The organism is Lysobacter sp. TY2-98 (assembly GCF_003367355.1).
Lineage (GTDB): Bacteria > Pseudomonadota > Gammaproteobacteria > Xanthomonadales > Xanthomonadaceae > Cognatilysobacter.
On record NZ_CP031413.1, the window covers coordinates 2,166,396 to 2,187,911 of the forward strand.

At 68.3% G+C, this 21,516-nt stretch carries 20 protein-coding genes; 14 read left to right on the forward strand and 6 right to left on the reverse strand.

The genetic code is table 11. The features are described 5' to 3' along the window. Positions 1 to 13 precede the first annotated feature (13 nt). Complete coding sequence (gene groL / locus DWG18_RS10515; protein WP_115647139.1) at positions 14 to 1,654, reverse strand: chaperonin GroEL; 1,641 nt, start codon at positions 1,652 to 1,654, stop codon at positions 14 to 16. 57 nt (positions 1,655 to 1,711) lie between these two features. Beyond that, entirely contained in the window at positions 1,712 to 1,999 is a 288-nt protein-coding gene (gene groES, locus DWG18_RS10520; RefSeq protein WP_115647140.1) for a co-chaperone GroES, read from the reverse strand. A 601-nt stretch (positions 2,000 to 2,600) separates the two neighbouring features. On the opposite strand from groES, the gene DWG18_RS10525 reads away from it, so the two are divergent. From DWG18_RS10525 to purD, 14 genes are all read left to right on the forward strand, one after another. Continuing rightward, positions 2,601 to 3,002 (forward strand): helix-turn-helix transcriptional regulator, encoded by a 402-nt coding sequence (locus tag DWG18_RS10525; protein ID WP_115647141.1) that lies wholly within the window; start codon positions 2,601 to 2,603, stop codon positions 3,000 to 3,002. Between the two features lie 32 nt (positions 3,003 to 3,034). Next, the gene (gene cutA, locus DWG18_RS10530; RefSeq protein ID WP_115647142.1) at positions 3,035 to 3,358 is read left to right on the forward strand and encodes a divalent-cation tolerance protein CutA; all 324 of its coding nucleotides are present in this window, start codon (positions 3,035 to 3,037) and stop codon (positions 3,356 to 3,358) included. Then, positions 3,351 to 5,624, forward strand: coding sequence for a protein-disulfide reductase DsbD (locus DWG18_RS10535; RefSeq protein WP_115647143.1), 2,274 nt, complete (start codon positions 3,351 to 3,353; stop codon positions 5,622 to 5,624). The genes cutA and DWG18_RS10535 overlap by 8 nt, the downstream gene beginning before the upstream one ends. Beyond that, a complete protein-coding gene (locus DWG18_RS10540) occupies positions 5,621 to 6,184 on the forward strand; it encodes a TlpA disulfide reductase family protein (RefSeq protein ID WP_115647144.1) in 564 nt (187 codons plus the stop codon). Before DWG18_RS10535 ends, DWG18_RS10540 begins: the two co-directional genes overlap by 4 nt. Positions 6,185 to 6,278: 94 nt before the next feature. Continuing rightward, positions 6,279 to 6,746, forward strand: a complete 468-nt coding sequence (gene aroQ, locus DWG18_RS10545) for a type II 3-dehydroquinate dehydratase (RefSeq protein ID WP_115647145.1) — start codon at positions 6,279 to 6,281, stop codon at positions 6,744 to 6,746. 62 nt (positions 6,747 to 6,808) lie between these two features. Beyond that, positions 6,809 to 7,285: an acetyl-CoA carboxylase biotin carboxyl carrier protein gene (gene accB, locus DWG18_RS10550; protein WP_115647146.1), complete on the forward strand. Its 477-nt coding sequence runs from the start codon at positions 6,809 to 6,811 to the stop codon at positions 7,283 to 7,285. Positions 7,286 to 7,391: 106 nt separating this feature from the next. Next, on the forward strand, positions 7,392 to 8,759 hold the full coding sequence (gene accC / locus DWG18_RS10555) for an acetyl-CoA carboxylase biotin carboxylase subunit (RefSeq protein ID WP_115647147.1): 1,368 nt from the start codon (positions 7,392 to 7,394) through the stop codon (positions 8,757 to 8,759). 72 nt (positions 8,760 to 8,831) lie between these two features. Continuing rightward, a complete protein-coding gene (locus DWG18_RS10560; RefSeq protein ID WP_115647148.1) occupies positions 8,832 to 9,533 on the forward strand; it encodes a hypothetical protein in 702 nt (233 codons plus the stop codon). Positions 9,534 to 9,536: 3 nt separating this feature from the next. Further along, the gene (prmA, locus tag DWG18_RS10565) at positions 9,537 to 10,454 is read left to right on the forward strand and encodes a 50S ribosomal protein L11 methyltransferase (RefSeq protein ID WP_115647149.1); all 918 of its coding nucleotides are present in this window, start codon (positions 9,537 to 9,539) and stop codon (positions 10,452 to 10,454) included. A 64-nt stretch (positions 10,455 to 10,518) separates the two neighbouring features. Next, complete coding sequence (locus DWG18_RS10570) at positions 10,519 to 11,487, forward strand: DUF3426 domain-containing protein (RefSeq protein ID WP_115647150.1); 969 nt, start codon at positions 10,519 to 10,521, stop codon at positions 11,485 to 11,487. A 134-nt stretch (positions 11,488 to 11,621) separates the two neighbouring features. Beyond that, positions 11,622 to 11,915 (forward strand): DNA-binding transcriptional regulator Fis, encoded by a 294-nt coding sequence (gene fis, locus DWG18_RS10575; RefSeq protein WP_115647151.1) that lies wholly within the window; start codon positions 11,622 to 11,624, stop codon positions 11,913 to 11,915. 63 nt (positions 11,916 to 11,978) lie between these two features. Further along, positions 11,979 to 13,577 (forward strand): bifunctional phosphoribosylaminoimidazolecarboxamide formyltransferase/IMP cyclohydrolase, encoded by a 1,599-nt coding sequence (purH, locus tag DWG18_RS10580; protein WP_115647152.1) that lies wholly within the window; start codon positions 11,979 to 11,981, stop codon positions 13,575 to 13,577. A 35-nt stretch (positions 13,578 to 13,612) separates the two neighbouring features. Then, complete coding sequence (locus DWG18_RS10585) at positions 13,613 to 14,398, forward strand: hypothetical protein (protein WP_115647153.1); 786 nt, start codon at positions 13,613 to 13,615, stop codon at positions 14,396 to 14,398. A 66-nt stretch (positions 14,399 to 14,464) separates the two neighbouring features. Further along, the gene (gene purD, locus DWG18_RS10590; protein WP_115647154.1) at positions 14,465 to 15,760 is read left to right on the forward strand and encodes a phosphoribosylamine--glycine ligase; all 1,296 of its coding nucleotides are present in this window, start codon (positions 14,465 to 14,467) and stop codon (positions 15,758 to 15,760) included. A gap of 5 nt (positions 15,761 to 15,765) precedes the next feature. Here the strand turns inward: purD and DWG18_RS10595 are convergent, their stop codons facing one another. The 4 genes from DWG18_RS10595 to DWG18_RS15590 form a co-directional block, all read right to left on the reverse strand. Further along, positions 15,766 to 17,781 carry a PAS domain-containing protein gene (locus DWG18_RS10595; protein ID WP_115647155.1) on the reverse strand — a complete coding sequence of 672 codons (2,016 nt, stop codon included), beginning with the start codon at positions 17,779 to 17,781 and terminating at the stop codon, positions 15,766 to 15,768. Between the two features lie 82 nt (positions 17,782 to 17,863). After that, on the reverse strand, positions 17,864 to 19,231 hold the full coding sequence (locus DWG18_RS10600; protein ID WP_115647156.1) for a M28 family metallopeptidase: 1,368 nt from the start codon (positions 19,229 to 19,231) through the stop codon (positions 17,864 to 17,866). Between the two features lie 297 nt (positions 19,232 to 19,528). Then, positions 19,529 to 21,262 carry a hypothetical protein gene (locus tag DWG18_RS10605; protein WP_162823796.1) on the reverse strand — a complete coding sequence of 578 codons (1,734 nt, stop codon included), beginning with the start codon at positions 21,260 to 21,262 and terminating at the stop codon, positions 19,529 to 19,531. Between the two features lie 92 nt (positions 21,263 to 21,354). Then, complete coding sequence (locus DWG18_RS15590; protein WP_255417260.1) at positions 21,355 to 21,486, reverse strand: hypothetical protein; 132 nt, start codon at positions 21,484 to 21,486, stop codon at positions 21,355 to 21,357. Between the last annotated feature and the right edge of the window lie 30 nt (positions 21,487 to 21,516).

The following is a 21,516-nucleotide window of genomic DNA, read 5'->3' on the forward strand; positions in this document are numbered from 1 at the left end:
ATCGCGGCGCGACTCAGAAGTCCATTCCGCCCATGCCACCCATGCCGCCGGCGCCGCCCATGGCGGGCTCGTCCTTCTTCGGCAGCTCGCCGACCATCGCTTCGGTCGTGATCATCAGACCGGCGATCGACGCGGCGTTCTGCAGCGCGGTGCGGGTGACCTTGGTCGGATCCAGGATGCCGGCCTCGATCATGTCGACGTACTCGCCGGTCGCGGCGTTGTAGCCGAACGAACCATTGCCCTCGACGACCTTGTTGACGATGACCGACGGCTCTTCGCCGGCGTTCGTCACGATCTCGCGCAGCGGCGCTTCCATCGCGCGCAGGGCGATCTGGATGCCGTGGTTCTGGTCTTCGTTGGCACCGGTCAGGCCCTTGATCGCGGCCTTGGCGCGCAGCAGCGCGACGCCGCCGCCCGGGACGATACCTTCCTCGACGGCCGCACGCGTCGCGTGCAGGGCGTCTTCGACGCGCGCCTTCTTTTCCTTCATCTCGATCTCGGTCGACGCACCGACCTTGATCACCGCAACGCCGCCGGCGAGCTTCGCCACGCGCTCCTGCAGCTTCTCGCGGTCGTAGTCCGACGAGGTCTCTTCGATCTGCGCCTTGATCTGCTTGATGCGGCCTTCGATGGCCGCGGTGTCGCCGGCGCCGTCGATGATCGTGGTGTTCTCCTTCGAGACCAGCACCTTCTTGGCACGGCCGAGATCCTTGATCGTCGCCTTCTCGAGCTGCAGGCCGACTTCCTCGGAGATCACGGTGCCGCCGGTGAGGATCGCCATGTCCTCGAGCATCGCCTTGCGACGATCACCGAAGCCCGGCGCCTTGACCGCACACACCTTGACGATGCCGCGCAGCGTATTGACGACGAGCGTCGCCAGCGCTTCGCCCTCGACTTCCTCGGCGATGATCAGCAGCGGCTTGCCGGCCTTGGCCACGCCTTCGAGCACGGGCAGCAGGTCGCGGACGTTCGAGATCTTCTTGTCGTGCAGCAGGATGAACGGGTCGTCCAGCTCGGCCTGCATCGACTGCTGGTTGTTGATGAAGTACGGCGAGAGGTAGCCGCGGTCGAACTGCATGCCTTCGACGACGTCGAGCTCGTTCTCCAGGCCCGAACCGTCTTCAACCGTGATCACGCCTTCCTTGCCGACCTTGTCCATCGCCTGCGCGATGAGGTCGCCGATGTTCTGGTCGGAGTTGGCCGAGATCGCACCAACCTGCGCGATTTCCTTGCTCGTCGACGACGGCTTGGAGATGTTCTTCAGCTCGGCGACGGCCGCGGTGACCGCCTTGTCGATGCCGCGCTTGAGGTCCATCGGATTCATGCCGGCCGCAACGGCCTTCATGCCTTCGCGGATCAGCGCCTGCGCGAGCACGGTCGCGGTGGTGGTGCCGTCACCGGCGTTGTCGGAAGTCTTGGACGCGACTTCCTTCACCATCTGCGCGCCCATGTTCTCGAACTTGTCGGCGAGCTCGATCTCCTTCGCGACGGACACGCCGTCCTTGGTGATCGTCGGCGCGCCGAAGCTCTTCTCGAGCACGACGTTGCGGCCCTTCGGGCCGAGCGTCGCCTTGACGGCGTTCGCGAGCACGTTCACACCGCGCAGCATCTTGGTGCGCGCGTCTTCGCCGAAGCGGATTTCCTTGGCTGCCATGTGCAGTTACCTCAAAAAAATTTCAGTGGGAATGGGTGGTTCGAAGGAAGGCCGCGATCAGCCGAGGATCGCGAAGATGTCGTCTTCCTTCACAACGAGAAGGTCGTTGCCGTCGAGCTTCACTTCGGTGCCGCTGTACTTGCCGAACAGCACCTTGTCGCCGACCTTGACCTTCGGGGCGCGCACGGTGCCGTTGTCGAAGGCCTTGCCTTCGCCGACCGCGATGACTTCGCCCTTGATCGGCTTTTCGGTCGCCGAATCCGGGATCACGATGCCACCGGCCGAAACCTTTTCTTCTTCCATGCGCTTGATGACCACGCGGTCGTAGAGCGGCTTGATGTTCATGCACGAACCTCCGGCTGGATTGCTAAGTGGTTGAAATAACAGCGAAAGACGGGAAATTTTAGCAGTCGCTTGTCCCGAGTGCCAAACACGGGACGCGCTGCGCCCGCATCGCGGACGGGGCGGGATATGGGATGGCCCGGCGGACTTTCAAGGGCCAGGCACGAAAAAAGTCGAACGCGCGTGATGACGCGCCGGCGGCCTCAGCCGGGGCCGCTACGAATCGCGGAGACAAAAAAAGAGCGCGTCCCGAAGAAACGCGCTCTTTGGTTTTCGAGGACGGCCATCCAAGCTCGCGCGATCCGGCGCGCCTCCCCAAGAACCCGTGACCCCATGTCCTGTCGACGTTCCGTGTCGACGTGGGGCGATTGTGGGCGGTTCACGTCACCTCCGCTACCCCGCCGCTACCGAAAGAAACGTCCGCTTCCGGTAGCGGATGGAAAACGGACATTTATGAAATCGTATTCATTGCCGGGTTTCAGCCCACCTTCACCCGGTACTGTGACCTGAAGCGCACCTCATCACGGTTTTATTGGTAGCGAGGTGACTTCCGGTAGAGTTGGTCAAATAACGTCCATTCTGCTGACGCGGAGCGTCACTTGCTATGAATTCCCAGCAGCGGATCCGCCTCGCCCGACGCCACGCCGGCCTGTCCCAGTCCGCGCTCGCCGAGGCGGTCGGCGTGCAGCGCAGCGCGGTCAGCCACTGGGAAGCCGTGCAGGGCAAGAGCCCGAGCATGTCGAACCTGCGACGCGTCGCCACAGTCACCGGGGTGCAGTTCGAGTGGCTGGCCACCGGCCGCGGGCGCATGGCGTTGTCGAACGAGGACGCACTGGAAGGCGTGGCGGCAGTGGACGCGACCATGGTCGACGAACCGCTTGAGCTGCGCATGCTCACCGCCTTCCGTAGCCTGCCGCCGCGCAGCCAGGCGCCGCTGGTGGAGCTGATGGAGCAGATGGCCGCGCTGCGCACCGGCCGATCGCGCGGACCGCGACGCGAAACCTGAGGCGCTCCGCAGCCGCTCGCTACAATCGGCGGATGCGCGCCGCCGTCCTTCACTGCACCTGCCCGGACGTCGCGACGGCCGAGCGTATCGCCACCGCGCTGGTCGAGGAACGCCTCGCTGCCTGTGTGCAGCAGCTACCGGGCCTGCGCTCGACCTATCGCTGGGAAGAGCGTGTCGAAACCGCCGAGGAAGTCCTGCTGCTGATCAAGACCGCGGACGATCGCATCCCTGCCGCCATCGCCCGCGTACAGGCGATGCACCCCTACGACGTGCCGGAGCTGCTCGTGCTCGAAGTCCGCGACGGCGCGCCCGCCTACCTCGACTGGGTCCACGCCCAGAGCCGTCCCGATGCCTGACACGTTGCGCCGGATCGCCGGCACCTGTTTGTTCGTCCTCGCCACATGGGCGCTGCGTGCGCACGCGATCACGCCGGACCAGCTTCCGCCGGTCGACAGCGTGTTCGTACCCAGCGCGCAGTACACCGACGGCGCGATCGAAGTGCGCTGGACGATCGCGAAGGGCTATTACCTGTATCGACATCGCATCGGCGTGCAGTCGGATTCCGGCTTCGTCGCCGACGCGCTGCGCATGCCCAAGGGCGATGCGCATCACGACGAATTCTTCGGCGACGTCGAGACGTATCGCGGGTCGCTCGTCGCCACGCTGCCGGGTACGCCGCAGGCCGCGAGCACGGTGGTCACCATCAAGTACCAGGGTTGCGCCGACGCGGGCGTGTGCTATCCACCGCAGACGCGCAAGCTCACCGTCGCATTGCCCGCGGATGCAACGCCCGCACAGACCGCACCCAGCCGTTCGCCGTTCGCGCTTGCGCGCGGCGCCGCGACTGCGGGTGTTGATGCCGCACCGCTGCCGCAGGATGAAGCCTTCCGCTTCGAAGCGATTCCGGACACCGGCAATCGCGTGCTCGTGCGCTTTACGCCCGCACCGGGCTACTACCTGTATCGCGATCGCACGACATTCCGCCTCGACGCCGCGTCGCGCGCTGCGGGCTTTGCGCTCGGCACGCCGCACTGGCCACCGGCGCGCAAGCATCACGACGAACACTTCGGCGACGTCGCGGTGTATTTCGACGAGGCGGATCTCACGCTGCCGCTGACGCGCACGACGACCGCGGCGCGCACGATCAAACTCACCGCGCGCTTCCAGGGCTGCCAGACGGACGGCATCTGCTATCCGCCGATGGAACGCACGGCGGACGTCGATTTGCCGGTGGGCGTGGTGGGCGCAGTCGCCGCGCAAGACGTTGCGCCGACACCATCGTCCTCCGGTGCTGCAGACAACGCGTCGATGACCGCATCGCCGGACACCGCGTCGACTGCATCGCCTGCGACGACGTCCGCCACATCGGTCGCGATGCCCGCGCGCGAAGCACCGCCCGCGCCGCGCAGCGTCGCCGCTGGCGGCGCGTTGTCCGCACTGATGCTCGCGCTACTCGGCGGACTTGTCCTCAACCTCATGCCCTGTGTGTTGCCGGTGCTCTCGCTGAAGGCGCTGTCGCTGGCGGAGAGCGGTTCGCCGAGCGTCGCGCGTCGCCATGCGTTCGGTTACACGTCCGGTGTCGTGCTGAGCTTCCTCGCGCTCGGCGGACTCGCACTTGCACTGCGCCACGCCGGCCGCGCGCTCGGCTGGGGTTTCCAGCTGCAGGAGCCGATCGTCGTCGCCCTTCTCGCGCTGGTGATGTTCGCGCTCGGCCTCAGCCTGTCCGGCCTCTGGTATGCGGGTGGACGCTGGACCGGTGCGGGCCACTCGCTGACGCAACGCGGCGGTTTCGCCGGCGACTTCTTCACCGGCGTGCTCGCGGTGGTCGTGGCGACGCCCTGCACGGCGCCGTTCATGGGGGCGGCGCTCGCCTGGGCGTTTCTCGCGCCGACCCCGCTGGCGCTGGCGGTGTTCGTCGCGCTCGGTATCGGACTCGCCCTGCCCTTCATCCTCATCGGCGCTCTGCCGGGTCTCGCCGCGCTGCTGCCGCGCCCGGGCGCATGGATGGAGACGCTCAAGGAGGCGCTGGCGTTCCCGCTCTACCTCACCAGTGCGTGGCTGCTGTGGGTGCTCGGCCGCCAGCGCGGGCCGGATGCGATCGCGTGGACGCTCGCCGCCGCGGTCGCGATTGCGTTCGCTGCGTGGGCGTGGAGCCGCACGCGTCATCGCGGTCGCGCGTGGGGCGCGGTCGCGCTGGTGCTCGCGCTCGCCGGTGCAGGCGCGGCGCTCGCCACCGTGCATCGCCTGCCGCGGCCGACTGCGAGCGTCGCGGCCGACGCGAGCCACGAAGTCTTCAGCGAGGCGAGGCTTGCCGCCCTCCGGGCCGAAGGCCGCGTCGTCTTCGTCAACATCACCGCCGACTGGTGCGTGAGCTGCAAGGCCAACGAGCGCGCCGTGTTCGCTCGCCCGGCCTTCGCCGAGGCGATGCGCGCCACGAACGCCGTCTATCTGGTCGGTGACTACACCGACGTCGACCCCGTGCTGACCGCGTTCCTGCAGCGTCATGGCGCGGTCGGCGTGCCGCTGTACGTCGTCTATCCGCGCCGGGGCGAGTCGAAGGTGCTGCCGACCCTGCTGACACCCGCCATGGTCACGGGCGCACTCGCCGACGCGGCGCGATGAGGACGCGAACGGTCGTCATCGTCGCGGTTCTTGCCGGCGCCATCGGCGTGGTGGCGAGTCTGGCGACCGACCCGGGCTGGCGCACCCGACTGGATCAGGCGCTCGATCGGATCCCCGCCTCGCGTGCTGGCCAGGCCGTGCCGGCGATCGACCTGCCCGCGCCCGACGGCGGCCGCCACACGCTGAGCGCACTGGCCGCAGGGCGGCCCGTCCTGATCAACCTCTGGGCCAGCTGGTGCGGCCCCTGCCTCGAGGAAATGCCGGCGCTCGACCGCTTCGCCAAACAACAGGGGGCGAACGGCGTGCAAGTGGTCGGCATCGCGCTGGATGACGCCGCCGCCGTGCGCGCTTTTCTCAAGGCACATCCGGTCAGCTATCCCGTACTGGTCGACGCCGCCGGCCCGGCGGACACGGGCGTTCGCCTCGGCAACAGCCGCGGCGTGCTGCCCTACAGCGTGCTGGTCGGCGCCAATGGCCGCGTGCTGCGCCGCTGGGCGGGCCCGCTGCAGGCCGCCGATCTCGACGACTGGGCCGCCGAGGCGCTTCGAACGCGCGATTGAATTTCGCCCAACGTCGGCGATACGGTAGCGAACGTCTGGACAGCCTTTAGCGCAAAGCGCAGACTGCCGGGCTCCGACGACGGAAGGGTCCGCTATGGCGAAGCTGCTGGTGCTGCACGGCCCGAACCTCAACCTGCTGGGCGAGCGCGAACCCGCGGTCTACGGACGCACCTCGCTGGCCGCCATCGATCGCGCCCTCAAGCTCGACGCCGAGTCGCACGGCCATACGCTCGAGTCGATGCAATCCAACGCCGAGCACGAGCTCATCGACCGCCTGCACGCCGCGCGTGCCGACGGGACGGCGTTCCTGATCATCAATCCGGCCGGCCTCACGCACACGAGCGTTTCGTTGCGCGACGCCGTCGCCGCGGCGGACCTGCCCTTCATCGAAGTGCACCTGTCCAACCCGCATGCGCGCGAGCCGTTCCGCAAGCAGAGCTATTTCAGTGACCTCGCCATGGGCGTGATCTGCGGCTTCGGCGCGGACAGCTACCGCTTCGCGATGGACGCCGCGATCACCTGGCTCGACAAGCGCGCTGCGGCGCAGGCCAACCGCTCCTGATATCTCCGCGATCGGCGCGGAACACGCGGCGATCGCCCCCGAATCCACACACGAGGCCCGACATGGACCTGCGGAAAATCAAGAAGCTGATCGACCTGCTCGAGGCGAGCAACCTGTCCGAGATCGAGATCAAGGAAGGCGAGGAAACCGTCCGCCTGGCGCGCACCACGACTCGCGAGGTCACCTACGCGCCGCCGCCGGCCTATGCGATGCCGCCGCCGCAGGCTGCGCCCGTGATGCCAATGGCGAGCCCGACCGACGCCGCGTCCGGTGGCGCGCCCAAGGCGGCTAGCGATCTGCCGGCCGGCCACGTCGTGCGTGCGCCGATGGTGGGCACGTTCTACACCTCGCCCGCGCCGGACAAGCCGGCGTTCGTGAGCGTCGGCCAGGCGGTGAAGGCCGGCGAGACGCTCGCGATCATCGAAGCCATGAAGATGTTCAACCCGATCGAAGCCGACGTCTCCGGCACCGTGCTCAAGGTGCTCGTCGAGAGCGGCCAGCCGATCGAGTTCGACCAGCCGTTGTTCGTCATCGGCTGAGGCTTCGTCGCGAACCGACACCGCCGTGCGGCGTCGGTCGTGACGTAACTCCGCTACTGCTGCGTTTCCCGCGGACGCCCGAGGCGTCCGCCTGCTGGAATCCGTCATGCTCGACAAAGTCGTAATCGCAAACCGGGGCGAAATCGCGCTGCGCATCCTGCGCGCGTGCCACGCGCTCGGCATCCGCACGGTCGCCGTGCATTCCACCGTCGACCGCAACCTCAAGCACGTGGCGATGGCGGACGAGTCCGTCTGCATCGGCCCGGCGCCGAGCACGCAGAGCTACCTCAACATGGCGCAGATCATCGCCGCCGCCGAGGTGACCGACGCGCAGGCCATCCATCCGGGTTACGGCTTCCTCAGCGAGAACGCGGACTTCGCTGAGCGTGTCGAGCAGAGCGGTTTCATCTTCATCGGTCCCAAGGCCGACACGATTCGCCTGATGGGCGATAAGGTGGAAGCGATCCGCGCGATGAAGGCTGCGGGCGTTCCCTGCGTGCCCGGCAGCGGCGGTCCGCTCGGCGATGACCCGGCGGAGAACACCAAGATCGCGCGCGAGATCGGCTACCCGATCATCGTCAAGGCGGCGGGCGGCGGCGGTGGCCGCGGCATGCGCGTGGTGCACACCGAAGCCGCGCTCGTCACCGCAATCCAGACCACGAAATCGGAAGCCAAGGCCGCGTTCGGCAACGACATGGTCTACATGGAGAAGTTCCTGGAGAACCCTCGCCACGTGGAGATCCAGGTGCTCGCCGACGGCCAGGGCAACGCGATCCACCTCGGCGAGCGCGACTGCTCGATGCAGCGTCGACACCAGAAGGTTGTCGAGGAAGCGCCGGCGCCGGGCATCACGCCCGAACTGCGCGCGGAGATCGGCAAGGTCTGCGTCGAAGCCTGTATCCGGATTGGTTATCGCGGCGCAGGTACGTTCGAATTCCTGTTCGAGAACGGGCGGTTCTATTTCATCGAAATGAACACGCGCATCCAGGTCGAGCATCCGGTGACGGAGCTCGTCACCGGCATCGACCTCGTAACCGAACAGCTGCGCATCGCCGCGGGCGAGAAGCTGCGCCTGAAGCAGGACGACATCGTCCTCGAAGGCCACGCGATCGAATGCCGCATCAATGCGGAAGATCCCGACACCTTCATGCCCTGCCCCGGCCTGATCCAGCACTTCCACGCACCGGGCGGCCCGGGCGTGCGCGTCGACAGCCACATCTACGAGGGCTATCGCGTGCCGCCGAACTACGACTCGATGATCGGCAAGCTCATCGTGCACGGGCCGACGCGCGACATCGCCATTGCACGCATGCGCGTGGCACTCAACGAGATGGTCGTCGACGGCATCAAGACGAACATCCCGCTGCAGCAGCGCATTCTGGCCGACGCCGGCTTCCAGCAGGGCGGCCAGAACATCCACTACCTCGAGAAGCGCCTGAAGGAACAGAAGGAAAAGGCGATCTCGATCGGTTGATCCTCGACGCGTGCGCCGCGGTCATCCGATCGCGGCATCGTGCGTTGTTCCCGCTTTCCATCGGAGTCCGTCATGAACAAGGGATTGGTTGCCGTCTCCCTCCTCAGCCTCGTCGCGATCAGTGCGTGCAAGAAGCACGACGACGCGCCGACCGTCGACGACGCCGCGCAGCCTGCGGCCGCCGCGCCGACCACGCCGGTGCCGACCGTGCAGGCCGCGCCTCCGGGCCCGCCGCCGACCGAGTCCGCGGGCACCGGCCCGGCCGATGCCGACGCGCAGGCCAAGCTCGCGTACGCCGAGATGGAAGATCGCTACGTCAACGACGCGCACGGGCAGTGGGCGGCGTCGGCGAAGGCGAGCTCGTCGTTCGGCGACGCGGACAAGCTGCCGCCGGAGTCGACGGAACCCAACACGCCGGTGCATGCCGCAGGCGCGCCGGACGGCACCACCTGGCTCAACAACCACCAGGACATGGGCTTCGACTGGATCGAAGCGAAGTTCGCGAAGCCGGTGAATGCCACGACCGTGCGCGTCGCATTCGAAAAGGGCGTCAAGACGGCGCACCAGATCGATCTGATCGACACGACCGGCGCGAGCCACACCGTGTGGACCGGCCTGAGCGACGCGCAGGACGAAACGCGTGGCCCGCGCAGCTGGTTCGTGCGTTCGTTCGACACCACGCCGTACAAGGTTGCAGCGGTGAAGGTAACGCTCGCGAATGCCGTCGAACCCGGCTACAAGGCGATCGACGCCATCCAGCTGGTCGGCCAGTAACCCATGCCCTTCCTCGAGCTCGCCCTCCCCTGCACGGAAGCGCAGCAGCCGCGCTACGAGCGCGCGCTCGAGGATGTCGGCGCACTGGCGGTCACGCTCGTCGACGCGCATGCCGATGCACCCGACGAGCAGGCCATCTTCGAACCCGGTGTCGGCGAAACGCCGCTGTGGGGCGAGATGGTGCTCACCGCACTCTTCGAAGCGGGCACGCCGCGCGATGCGCTGCTGCACGCGTTGAGCGCGCAGGACGATGGTCTCGACTGGTCGCGTGCGGAATTCCGCGATGTCGAGGACCAGGACTGGGAGCGCGCGTGGATGGACCAGTACGCGCCGCTGCAATTCGGCGCGCGTACTTGGATCGTGCCGTGGAATCACGAACTGCCTGAAGGCGCTGACGCGCCGGATGCGGCGGTCGTGCGACTCGATCCCGGCCTCGCGTTCGGCAGCGGCACGCATCCGACGACCGCGCTCTGCCTTCAGTGGCTGGACACCCTCGCCTCCGAAGGCGTGCTGCGCGACGCACGCGTGCTCGACTTCGGCTGCGGCTCGGGCATCCTCGCGCTCGCCGCGCTCAAGCTGGGTGCGAAGGACGCGGTCGGCGTCGACAACGATCCGCAGGCCGTCACCGCGACGATCGACAACGCCGAACGCAACGGCGTCGGCGATCGCCTTGCAGTCTATCTGCCGCAGGACGAACCCGTCGCGACGTATCCGGTCGTGGTTGCCAACATCCTCGCCTCGGCGCTGATCGAACTGCGCGACGTCATCGCCGCGCGCTGCGCACCGGGCGCGCGGCTCGCCATGTCCGGCATCCTCGCCGGGCAGGAAGACGAAGTCGCCGCGGCCTATGCCGACGTTCTGGACGACATCCGCGTCGAGCAACTCGACGACTGGATGCGCGTGAGCGGGCGTCGCCGCTGAGCGGCACTGCGACACCTGTGAACGGCGTCGCATTCCGCCTGCGAGGCGTGGTGGAATAGCCGGCATGTTCATGCCCTGCCCCAACTGCGGATTCCTCGTCGCGCTGATCGCCGGCCGCGAAATGAGCCAGCGCTGCCCACGCTGCGGCAGTGCGCTGCTCTCCGAAGGCGATGCGATGGATGTGCCGCCGGAGGCGCCGCGGCAACAGCGCGAAGCAGCGCCGACCGAAGCACCGGCTCAGGTCGAATCGATCGCTGCGGTGCCGGTCGACGCCGTGCCGCCGCAACGCGACGCCCTCATCGCGGCACCGCCTGCCGTCGAGCGCGCTGAGCCGCGCCCCGTTGCGCCAACGATCCACAACGCGACGATCGACGCGACCGAAGATGAATCGGATGCAGCCGCCGATTCGGATATCGACACCGGTATCGGAACCGACCTCAACGGGACGCGCGACGACCACCTCGAAGTCGACGCGAGCGCCGACGACGATGCGGATCCCACCGCCGCAGCCGCGGCCACCCGCACCTCCCACGACGGCCCCAGCTTCGTCCGCCGCCGCACTGCGCGTCCGCGCGGCCGACGCTGGCCGCTGGTCGCGATCGTCGCCACCCTCGCGGTCGTCTTCGGCCTGCAGTTGCTGCTCGCGCAGCGCGGCGCGCTCGCGGCCGATGCACGCTGGCGCCCGCTCGTGATGCAGACCTGCGGCGTGCTCCGCTGCGAGGTGCCCGCGTGGCATGAACCCGAGGCCTACCGGATGCTGACGCGCAACGTGCGTCCGAATCCGGCGCGACCGGGTGTGCTGCACGTCACCGCCACGGTGCGCAACGACGCACGCTGGCCGCAGCCTGCGCCGGTCATCGTCCTGAGCCTGTCCGATCTGGACGGCCGCCTCGTCGGTGCACGCGCGGTCGCCCCGCGCGAGTACGGGCAGCGCGTCGCCGCGCTCGTCGCGCCGGGCGACAGCCTCGATGTCGCGTTCGACGTGCGCGAACCCGCCAGTCGCGTGGAGTCCTACGACTTCCAGCTGCAGTAATTCCATGCGGCCATGAGCCGCGGCGGCCGTTCGTCCGCACGTTTGTCGGCCGCGGTGTGTCGCCCCGTTGTGCGCGACGTGGTCGGGCTAGACTCCGCGTCCGCCTGCGCAGACCGCGGGCTGTCGACACGCCCATGAGCGCTGCTGCATCCGATCTCGCCCCGTCCGTCGTTACCGACATCCGCCCCGGCGCACGCACGCCGCTGCGCGAGCACGTCGCCGTTTCGATCCGTCGCTTCCTGCGTGACCTGGACGGTTGCGACACCTGCGATCTCTACGAAGTCGCGTTGCGCGAGCTGGAAATTCCGCTGTTCCAGGAAGTGCTGCGCCATTGCGACGGCAACCAGAGCCGTGCGGCGCAGCTGCTCGGCATCCATCGCGCCACGCTGCGCAAGAAGCTGCGCGAATACGGACTCGCGCAGAGCTGAGTCGCCGGCCCGTTCGGGGGCGGCCGGTATAATTCGCGCTTCCCCACGTCGCACGAAATCGCCATGACCGCAGCTCCGAACGGCCCGTCGGTGAAGCTCCGCCGCGCCCTGTTGTCCGTCTCCGACAAGACTGGGCTGCTGCCGCTCGCGCAGGCACTCGCGCGCCACGGCGTCGAACTCGTGTCCACGGGCGGCACTGCGAAGGCGTTGCGCGATGCGGGCCTCGCGGTGCGCGACGTCAGCGAACTCACCGGCTTCCCGGAAATGATGGACGGCCGCGTCAAGACGCTGCATCCGCTCGTGCACGGCGGCCTGCTTGGTCGCGCCGGCACCGACGATGCGGTGATGGCGCAGCACGGCATCGGCGCGATCGATCTGCTGGTGCTGAATCTCTATCCGTTCGAGAAGGTGTCGGCCGATCCGTCGAGCACGCTCGAGAACATCGTCGAGAACATCGATATCGGCGGCCCGGCGATGCTGCGGTCGGCGGCGAAGAACTTCGCGCGCGTCGCCGTCGCTACCGATCCGTCGCAGTACGACGGAATCGTCGCCGAACTCGATGCACACGACGGGGCACTGTCCGCCGCGACGCGTTTCGCGCTGTCGGTCGCCGCGTTCAATCGCGTCGCACAGTACGACGCCTGCATCAGCGACTACCTGTCCGCGATCACCGACATCGCCGAGGGCGGCACGGTCGAGCGCAGCCCGTTCCCGCAGCAGAACAACGGCAGCTTCATCAAGGTGATGGACCTGCGCTACGGCGAGAACCCGCACCAGCTCGGCGCGTTCTACCGCGACCTGTATCCCGTGCCGGGCACCCTCGCCACGTTCACGCAGCTACAGGGCAAGGAACTCAGCTACAACAACCTCGCCGACGCCGATGCCGCGTGGGAGTGCGTGCGCCAGTTCGAGAACACCGCCTGCGTGATCGTGAAACACGCGAACCCGTGCGGCGTCGCCGAAGGCGCGAGCTGCGCCGACACGTACGAAGCGGCCTACGCGACGGATCCCACGTCCGCGTTCGGCGGCATCATCGCCTTCAACCGCAAGCTCGACGGCGCGACGGCGAAGACCATCCTCGACCGCCAGTTCGTCGAAGTGCTGATCGCGCCGGATTACGACGACGACGCGCTCGCCTACGCGAAGAAGAAGGCGAACGTGCGCGTGCTGCGGATTCCGCACGGCGACGGCCGCAACAACATGGACGTCAAGCGCGTCGGCTCGGGCCTGTTGATGCAGACCGCCGACATCCGCGAAGTGACGCGCGACGAGCTGAAGGTCGTGACCAGGCTCGCGCCCACCGAGGCGCAGATGGCCGACCTGCTGTTCGCCTGGCGCGTCGCCAAGTTCGTGAAGTCGAACGCGATCGTCTACGCGAAGGACCACCGCACTATTGGCGTGGGCGCAGGCCAGATGAGCCGCGTGTATTCGGCGCGCATCGCCGGCATCAAGGCGGTCGACGCCGGGCTCGTGGTGCCGGGTTCGGTGATGGCCTCGGACGCGTTCTTCCCGTTCCGCGACGGCATCGACGCCGCGGCGGAGGCCGGGATCAAGGCGGTGATCCAGCCGGGCGGCTCGATGCGCGATGCGGAAGTCATCGCCGCGGCGGACGAACATGGGCTCGCGATGGTCTTCACCGGCATCCGGCACTTCCGCCACTGACGCCGGCTTCGCGCGGCGGCTGGAGACTTCCCCGGATGCGCCGCGCCCCCGCCCTGCTCCTCATCGCGATCTCCACCGCTGCGGCGCGCCCGCCGGCGCCCGCACCAATGCCGGTCGCGGAACCGGTCGTGACCGATCGCGACGCGGCGCGCCTGCTCTCCGGCGAATACCCGCACGAGACGGCGCGCATCAAGGGCGACTGGAAGGCCGCGGACGACGCCGGCACGCGGCGCATCTGCGCGGACTCCGGCCCACAGTCGCAGGAGCGCCGCATCGCCGTGTGCACGTCGCCGCCGACGCACGCCACCGTCGAACCGCAGATCGACCTGTTCGTGCTGCGCGCCGGCGGCACACGTCGCGATCCGACCCAGCTGCGCACGCGCTATCGCGGCATCGACGCACGCGGGGTGGATGCGCGCATGGGCGACGTCGGCTTCCTCGCGCTCGGTCCCTCCGATACCGGCTTCGTGGTGACACGCCACGACGTCACCTCGATGCCGCGCCGCGCCACGCAGACGCTCTATGCCGAGATTGGCGGCGAGCTGCGCGACCTGCTGGTCGTCACCTCGGTCGTGAGCAACCGCGGCAGCTGCACGCCGGCGACGTCGCGGCACTGCCGCAAACGCCTGCTCGAACTCGAATGCACGCTGCAGGCCGACGCCACGACGGTCGACAACGGTTTCTATGCGCTGCAGGTGCAGGTGAGCGGCACGCGCCGCGGCGATACGGTCGAGCGCAGCATCCCGATTCCGCGCGACGCCTACGGCTATCGCGTGTCCGCGCGTGAACTGAAAACCCGCGGCTGCGACGTCGACAGCTGACCGGCGTTACCCGCCGCGCGCGCTGCGTCCCGTAAAATGCCGCGTCCCCCGCTTCCCGATTGGCGCATGAAGATCCTGGTTATCGGCTCCGGCGGCCGCGAGCATGCGCTCGCCTGGAAGATCGCGCAGTCCGCGCGTGTGTCGGAGGTGCTGGTGGCGCCGGGCAATGCCGGCACCGCGCGCGAGGCGAAGTGCCGCAACGTCGATGTCAAGGTCACCGACATCGACGGGCTGCTGGCGCTGGTCGGGCGCGAGGGCATTTCGATCACCGTAGTCGGCCCCGAGGTGCCGCTGGTGGCAGGCGTGGTTGACCGCTTCCGCGCCGCGAACCACCGCATCTTCGGGCCCACGGCCGCGGCGGCCCAGTTGGAAGGCAGCAAGGCGTTCGCGAAGGATTTCCTCGCGCGCCACGGCATTCCCACCGCGTATTACGCAGTGCACACCGATGTCGACGCCGCGCTCGCCTACGTGCGCGAGAAGGGCGCGCCGATCGTGATCAAGGCCGACGGCCTCGCGGCAGGCAAGGGCGTGATCGTCGCGATGACGCTGGCCGAAGCCGAAGCCGCGGTGCGCGACATGCTCGCCGGCAACGCGTTCGGCGACGCGGGCTCACGCGTCGTCATCGAGGAATTCCTCGAAGGCGAGGAAGCCAGCTTCATCTCCATGGTCGACGGCCGCACCGCGCTGCCGATGGCCACGAGCCAGGATCACAAGCGCGTTGGCGACGGCGATACCGGCCCGAACACGGGCGGCATGGGCGCGTATTCGCCCGCACCCGTCGTGACGCCCGAGGTGCATGCACGCGTGATGCGCGAGGTCGTCGAACCCACCGTGCGCGGCATGGCGGCGGACGGCGTGCCGTTCACCGGCTTTCTCTACGCCGGCCTGATGATCGACGCCAGCGGCGCGCCCAAGGTCATCGAATTCAACGTGCGTTTCGGTGATCCGGAAACGCAGCCGGTGATGCTGCGTCTGCAATCCGATCTGGTCGACCTCGTCGAAGCCGGCATCGCGGGTCGACTCGATGCCGTGGAAGCGCAGTGGGATCCGCGCGCCTCACTCGGCGTGGTGATGGCCGCGGCGAACTATCCCGACACGCCGCGTACCGGCGACGTCATCAACCAGTGGGACGTGCCGGACGAAGAACCGGGCGCCAAGGTGTTCCACGCCGGCACGAAGCTCGTCGGCGCACACATCGAAACAGCGGGCGGTCGCGTGCTGTGCGCGTGTGCGCTGGGCGGCACCGTCGCCGAAGCGCAGCAGCGCGCGTACGCACTGGTCGCCGGGATTTCCTGGGACGGCGAATTCCATCGCCACGACATCGGCTGGCGCGCGATCGAACGCGAACGCGCCGCGCGCTGAGGCGGTCAGCCCGCCGTAACGACGACGGGATCCAGCGGTAGTCGCAGTTCGAACGTCGAGCCGAGTCCCGGTCCGGCGCTCGACGCCGTCAGGTTGCCGCCATGCAGCTGCGCGAGGCTCCGTGCCAGGGCGAGACCGATGCCGAGCCCACCATGGCCGCGTTCGGGCGTCGCCTCGGCCTGTTCGAACAGACCGAACACACGTGCGAGCAGCGCGTCGTCCATGCCGACGCCGGTGTCGTGCAGGCGCACCACGGCATGGCGGCCTTCGATGCCCACGTCCACCGTCACCGTACCGCCGGGCGGCGTGTACTTCGCCGCGTTGTTGAGCAGGTTGGTGAGGATCTGCGTGAGGCGCACGGGATCAGCGTCGAGCGTGAGGTCGCCGGTCGCGTCACGCACCTCGAGCCTGTGCGTGCGCCGCTCCATCAGCGGCTGCGTCTGTTCGACCGCACCGGCGACCACGTCCGACAGCCGCACCTCGCGCTTCTGCAGCGACGTGAGGCCGCGCGTCACGCGCGACACGTCGATCAGGTCTTCGACCAGGTTGCGCATGTGCGTCGACTGGCGATCGATGATCTCCGCGGCCTGGCGCACCGTCACCTCGCGGTCGGGCGCCATGCGCAGCAGCTGCACCGCGGTGACGATCGGCGCCAGCGGATTGCGCATCTCGTGCGCGAGCGTCGCGAGGAACTGGTCCTTCTGGCGATCCGCCGCGCGCAGCGCGTTCTCGCTGCGCTCGAGCGCCTGCTGCGTGCGCTTGAGGTCGTCGATCTCGGTGCAGGTGCCCATCCAGCGCACGATCGTGCCGGTCTCGTCGCGCACGGGCAGCGCGCGGCCGAGCACCCACTGGTAGACGCCGTTGCGATCGCGCAGGCGGTATTCCACTTCGTAGGGCTCGCCGGTGGCGAGGCTGTGGCGCCAGCGGGCCCATGCACGCGGCTGATCCTCCGGATGGAACATGCCCGCCCAGGCTTCGCCGTCGGTCGAGCCGACCGGCACGCCGGTGAAGTCGTACCAGCGCTGGTTGTAGTAATCGTGATAGCCGTCCGGCAGCGTCGACCAGATCATCTGCGGCAGCAGCTCGGTGATCGTGCGGAAGCGCGCTTCGCTGACATGCGCGTCGGCGAGTGCGGTTTCACGATCGGTGACGTCGGTGCCCTGCACGAACACCGTGTCGGTGCGGCCCTGCGTATCGCGGATCGGCTGGTAGACGAAGTCGACGAAGCGGATGACGCGCCCGCCGGCGCCGTCGTCCAGCTCCACGCTCACGCCGCGGCCCACGAACGGCTCGCCGCTGCTGCACACGCTGTCCAGCAGCGCGATGAAGCCCTGCTCGACGACGTTCGGCACGACGTCGCGCAGCGCCCACCCCACCAGCCCCTTGCGGCCGACCAGCGCTTCGTAGGCTTCGTTGGCGCGCTCGAACACGTAGTCCGGCCCGCGCAGCACGGCCATGAAACCCGGCGCCTGCGCGAAGAGGCCATCCACGAAATCCAGCTGTGCGCTCAGGCGATCGTTGTGGCGCTGCACGACCGCGGCGCGCGACAGCACGCCTTCCTCCGCCTGTTCCTGCGTCAGGCCGGTGGCTTCGCGCGCGCGACGCAGTTCCTCGCGCAGGTGCTGCACTTCGGTGACGTCGGTGGTGTGCTGCATGACCGCCACCACCGCACCCGATTCATCGCGAATCGGCGTATGCGTCGCACTCCAGTAGCGGACGTCGGTAATCGGCCCGTCAGCCGTATCGATCGTGATGGCGTACGGGATCAACGCGAGCACGTCGCGCTCGCCGCTGTCCAGGGCGCGCTGCAGCGAGCGGCGCACGACATCGGCCTGCGACGAACCGTCGTCGTTCTCCGAACCCGGGAATACGTCGAACAGTGCCCGACCGATCAGCTGCTCGCGCGGCAGCCCGGTCAGCAGCTCATAGGCCCGGTTCGCCTCGAGATAGCGCAACTCGCGATCCAACACCATGTAGGCGTTGGTCGAGTGCTGGAACAGCGCGTCGAAGCGAATGGACACGGGAATCCCGCCGGTATAGACGGGACAGTATGGACCTTCGCGGCCGCCCGTGTCGGTGGCCTGTCGCGCCCTCGCGGGCCGCTCAGTACCCGCCGAAGCTGCCCATCGGCCCCGGGAACACCACCGGGCTCTCCGTGCCGTCCTTCGCCACCGCCGCCACGCCGAAGAAGTAGTTATCGATGACCACGTTCTTCAGGGTGAACTGGGTGACGTCACCGACCCAGCGCGAATGCGTCCACTGCGGGTCGGTGGTGAGGCGCCAGTACACCTTGTATCCGGCCAGGTTCGGTGCCTGCTTGGCTGACGGGCGCGACCACTTGAGCGTGGTGTCGGCGGTAACCGCGCCTTCGATCTTGACGTCCGCCGGCGGCGGCGGCGCCCAGGCCATCCCGGCGAGGCTCACCGCGTTGAGCGCGGTCAGCTTGGCGGCGTAGCCGAAGTCGACGCCCTCGACCACGTCGCCGTACTGGCGGCCGTTCTCGGTGCGCAGGTCCTGGTGCTGGCGGTCGTAGTTCTCGTTGGTCTCCATGACCCGCACGCCCGGGTAGCCGGCCTCGTTGAACGGGCGGTGGTGGCCGCCGCGGCCGAAGCGGTCGAGCCGGTAGACCATCATCACGTCGAGGTTGGGCACGTAGTCGGCCATGCGGTCGATGTAACGGCCGAGGTTGCGCGACGGCGAATCCAGCTCGCCGCCTTCGAAGCGACGCTGCTTCGCCTCGTCCGCCGTCTCGACGATGCGCACGCCTTCGGAGAACACGCGCGCCGTGGTGTTGTCGACCACGCCATTGATGCCCGACGAATTGCCGATCATGTCGTTGTTGAGTTCGGCCTCGAGGCGCCAGCCGTTCTTCTTCGCCTCGGCCGCGACGAACTTGCCGCCGAACAGGCCCTGCTCTTCGCCCGACAGTGCGCCGTACACGATCGACGCCGGAAATTTGTACTTGGTCAATACGCGCGCGGCTTCGATCGTGCCCGCCATGCCCGACGCGTTGTCGTTCGCGCCCGGCGCATCGGCCGTCGCGTTCATCACGTCGGTGACGCGCGAATCGATGTCGCCGCTCATCATCACGTAGCGGTTCGGATCGCTCGTGCCGCGCTGGATCGCGATCACGCTGATCACCTTGAGCGGCCCCGGAATGCGCGGCTCGCCCTGCACCGTGCCCTCGACGTAGCGCACGTCGAGACAGCCGCCACAGTCCTTCGAGATCTTCTGGAACTCCGAATAGATCCACCGCGTCGCCGTGCCGATGCCGCGCGTGTCCGACACCTGGTCCGACAGCGTGTGCCGCGTGCCGAAGGAGACGAGCTTGCGGACGTCGGCTTCGATGCGCGCCGCCGAGGGGGCGGTCGCGATGTCGTACAGGGCGGGGTTGCCGGCAGGCGGCGGCGCGTCAGCGGCGAAGGCCGGCGCGGCGAGGAGGATTGCGAGGGCGAGGGGCGTGCGGCGCATGGCGGACTCCGAGGCGATCGGCCAAGCGTAGTGCGTCGGTAATTCGCGTGCTGCGACGGACGCCACGGCGGGCGACTAGGCGCCCGCATCGGCGTCACGAGCCGGGATGGCGTAGTGCGGGAAGGTCGCAGACGCAACTCGCAGCGCGCCGTAGACGAACCCGCGTGCGCTTCGCTTGCCGCGCCGCGCGGCCCGACGGCCACGCGGTCACGATGCTCGTCAGCTGCCGCCTACCAACAGGCGGCGTCGATCATGCCCTCGTCAAACAGCGCGCATCGTTACGACGCGGCGTCGCAATCAGTACAGATCACCACGCTTGCGCCTCGGATACGTGTTTTCCGTCTTCGCCTTCGCAACGATCTTCTTCGCGTAGTCCATCGCGACCTTGCTCACCTCGGATTCGGCGGAGGAGATGCCGGACCGCAGCGCGGCCAGCGCGGGCGGTGGCGCTTCCTGCCTCTGCGTGCGCTCCCTGATGCTGCGGGCCTTGTCGCACTGCCAGTTCTCGTCGGTGACGCCCGTGTCCCACCGGCTTTCGCCGCGCGCATCGAACGCCGCGCATTGCGCACGGTAAGCCGCGGGATCAGCCGCCAGACGCTCGGCAGCGAGTCGCTTGAGATCATCCGCGCGCTGACTGCAGGCCATGTAAAGGGCGGGATCGCGGTCCTTCATCGGCGTCGCAGCGCAGGCCGCATCGAGTGCGGTCGGATCCAGCATCCACCTGGCTGCGCCGCGCGTAATGCGATCCTGCTCGGCGCCCCCGCACGCGACCGAGGCATAGGCCGCGCGGTCGGGCGGCTGCCTGCCGTTGGAGCACACGATCGCGTAGCCCGCATCGTCCTCCACCAGCAGCCTGCGCAGTGCGGATTCCAGGTAGCTCCGGTAGCCGATACACGCGTGCCACATCGGCCCATTAGGTTCGCCCCGCTGCGCCGTCGGCTCGCACTGCGCCGCCACCTGGGCGGGATGCTGCATAAGCAGTTCCTCACCTTCGTCCTTGCCCCGCTGCATGTCCTGGAAACGGCAGGCCTGCGCCAGACCCGGTTCGCGCTCGTTCTCGGGCGTCGCCGCGCAGCGCTGATCGAGGGCCTTCGGATCCCGTAGCAGCTGGTCGACCGTCGCCGACGTCGTGGCCGCCTCCTGGCGATGCGCCTCACGCCGCTTGCAGGCGGCGCGCGCGTTCGCCGTCATCGGGCCGTAGGGCGCCGGCATGTCCTGCCCGCTGCACATCTGGCTCGCCCATCGGCTCGATGCCAGGTCGACCGGAAAACGGTCGTCATCGTGGAAGCCCACCACCTCGTGCATCGACGCGATCGTGCTGGCGACATCGTTCGCGAGATCGCGGTCGGTGACGTCCGCATCCTCCGGGATCGCCGTCCCGATCGCCGCGAGTTCCGCGTCCGCTTCCTCGAAGCGACCCAGCTCGCGCAATGCATTCGCAACACGTACCCGCAGCGCCAGCTTCTCAAGTTCGGGGCGCGTGGTCGCCGCGATGAGCTGCGGGCCTTCCGCCGCCAGCCGGGCCACCAGGCGCTTGCGATCCACAGGCTTCACGGTCGCCCAACTCGCGCGCATGAGCGTCTGCAACCGCGTGTAGGCCGGCATGTCCAGTTGTCGCGCGATCCACTCGGCGCGCTCGTATCGGCCGCGCTTGCGCAGCGCACGGAACTCGTCGGTCTTCACGAGCGTTGCCAGCTTCGCCACCTGCTCCGGTGTGTACGCGGGATAGAGCAGGTCGCCCGCGTCCGTGTGCGTTTCGAAGTCCGGAATGAGCACGAGCCCGTCCTTCGGGCACTCCGGAAGCTGCGCATCGATCAGGTGGTCACCGAGCCAACTGCCATCGGGGAATTGCACGAGCGCGAGCGCGGGGTAGTTGATGCTCTGCTCGAACACCTGCCCGCCGATGGGGCACGCGAACTTCTTCGCCGCATACGGATCATCGTCCGGCGACTGGGCATGCACGACGGAACCGAACGACGCAATCGACATCGCCACGCACACGAGTGCGCCGCGCAACAACGTGGAATTCAATGCTCTCTCCCCCTGGAGCCGCGACGCGAGCGAGGAGCGGTCGCCGGCATGTGGCGACGATGCTAGCACCGGTCTTCGCGGTGATCGGCGTGTCAGGTCGGCGCAGCGCGTACGGCTTCTGCATCGATGTCGACCTCGATGCGGTACGTGAATCCGCGCAGGCGGCGAGCACGCCCGTCAACGATGATGCGCACGGCCGCATCGGTGTGATCGTGGTCGGCCACGGATACGGAAGGTGCTCTATCGCTACAACG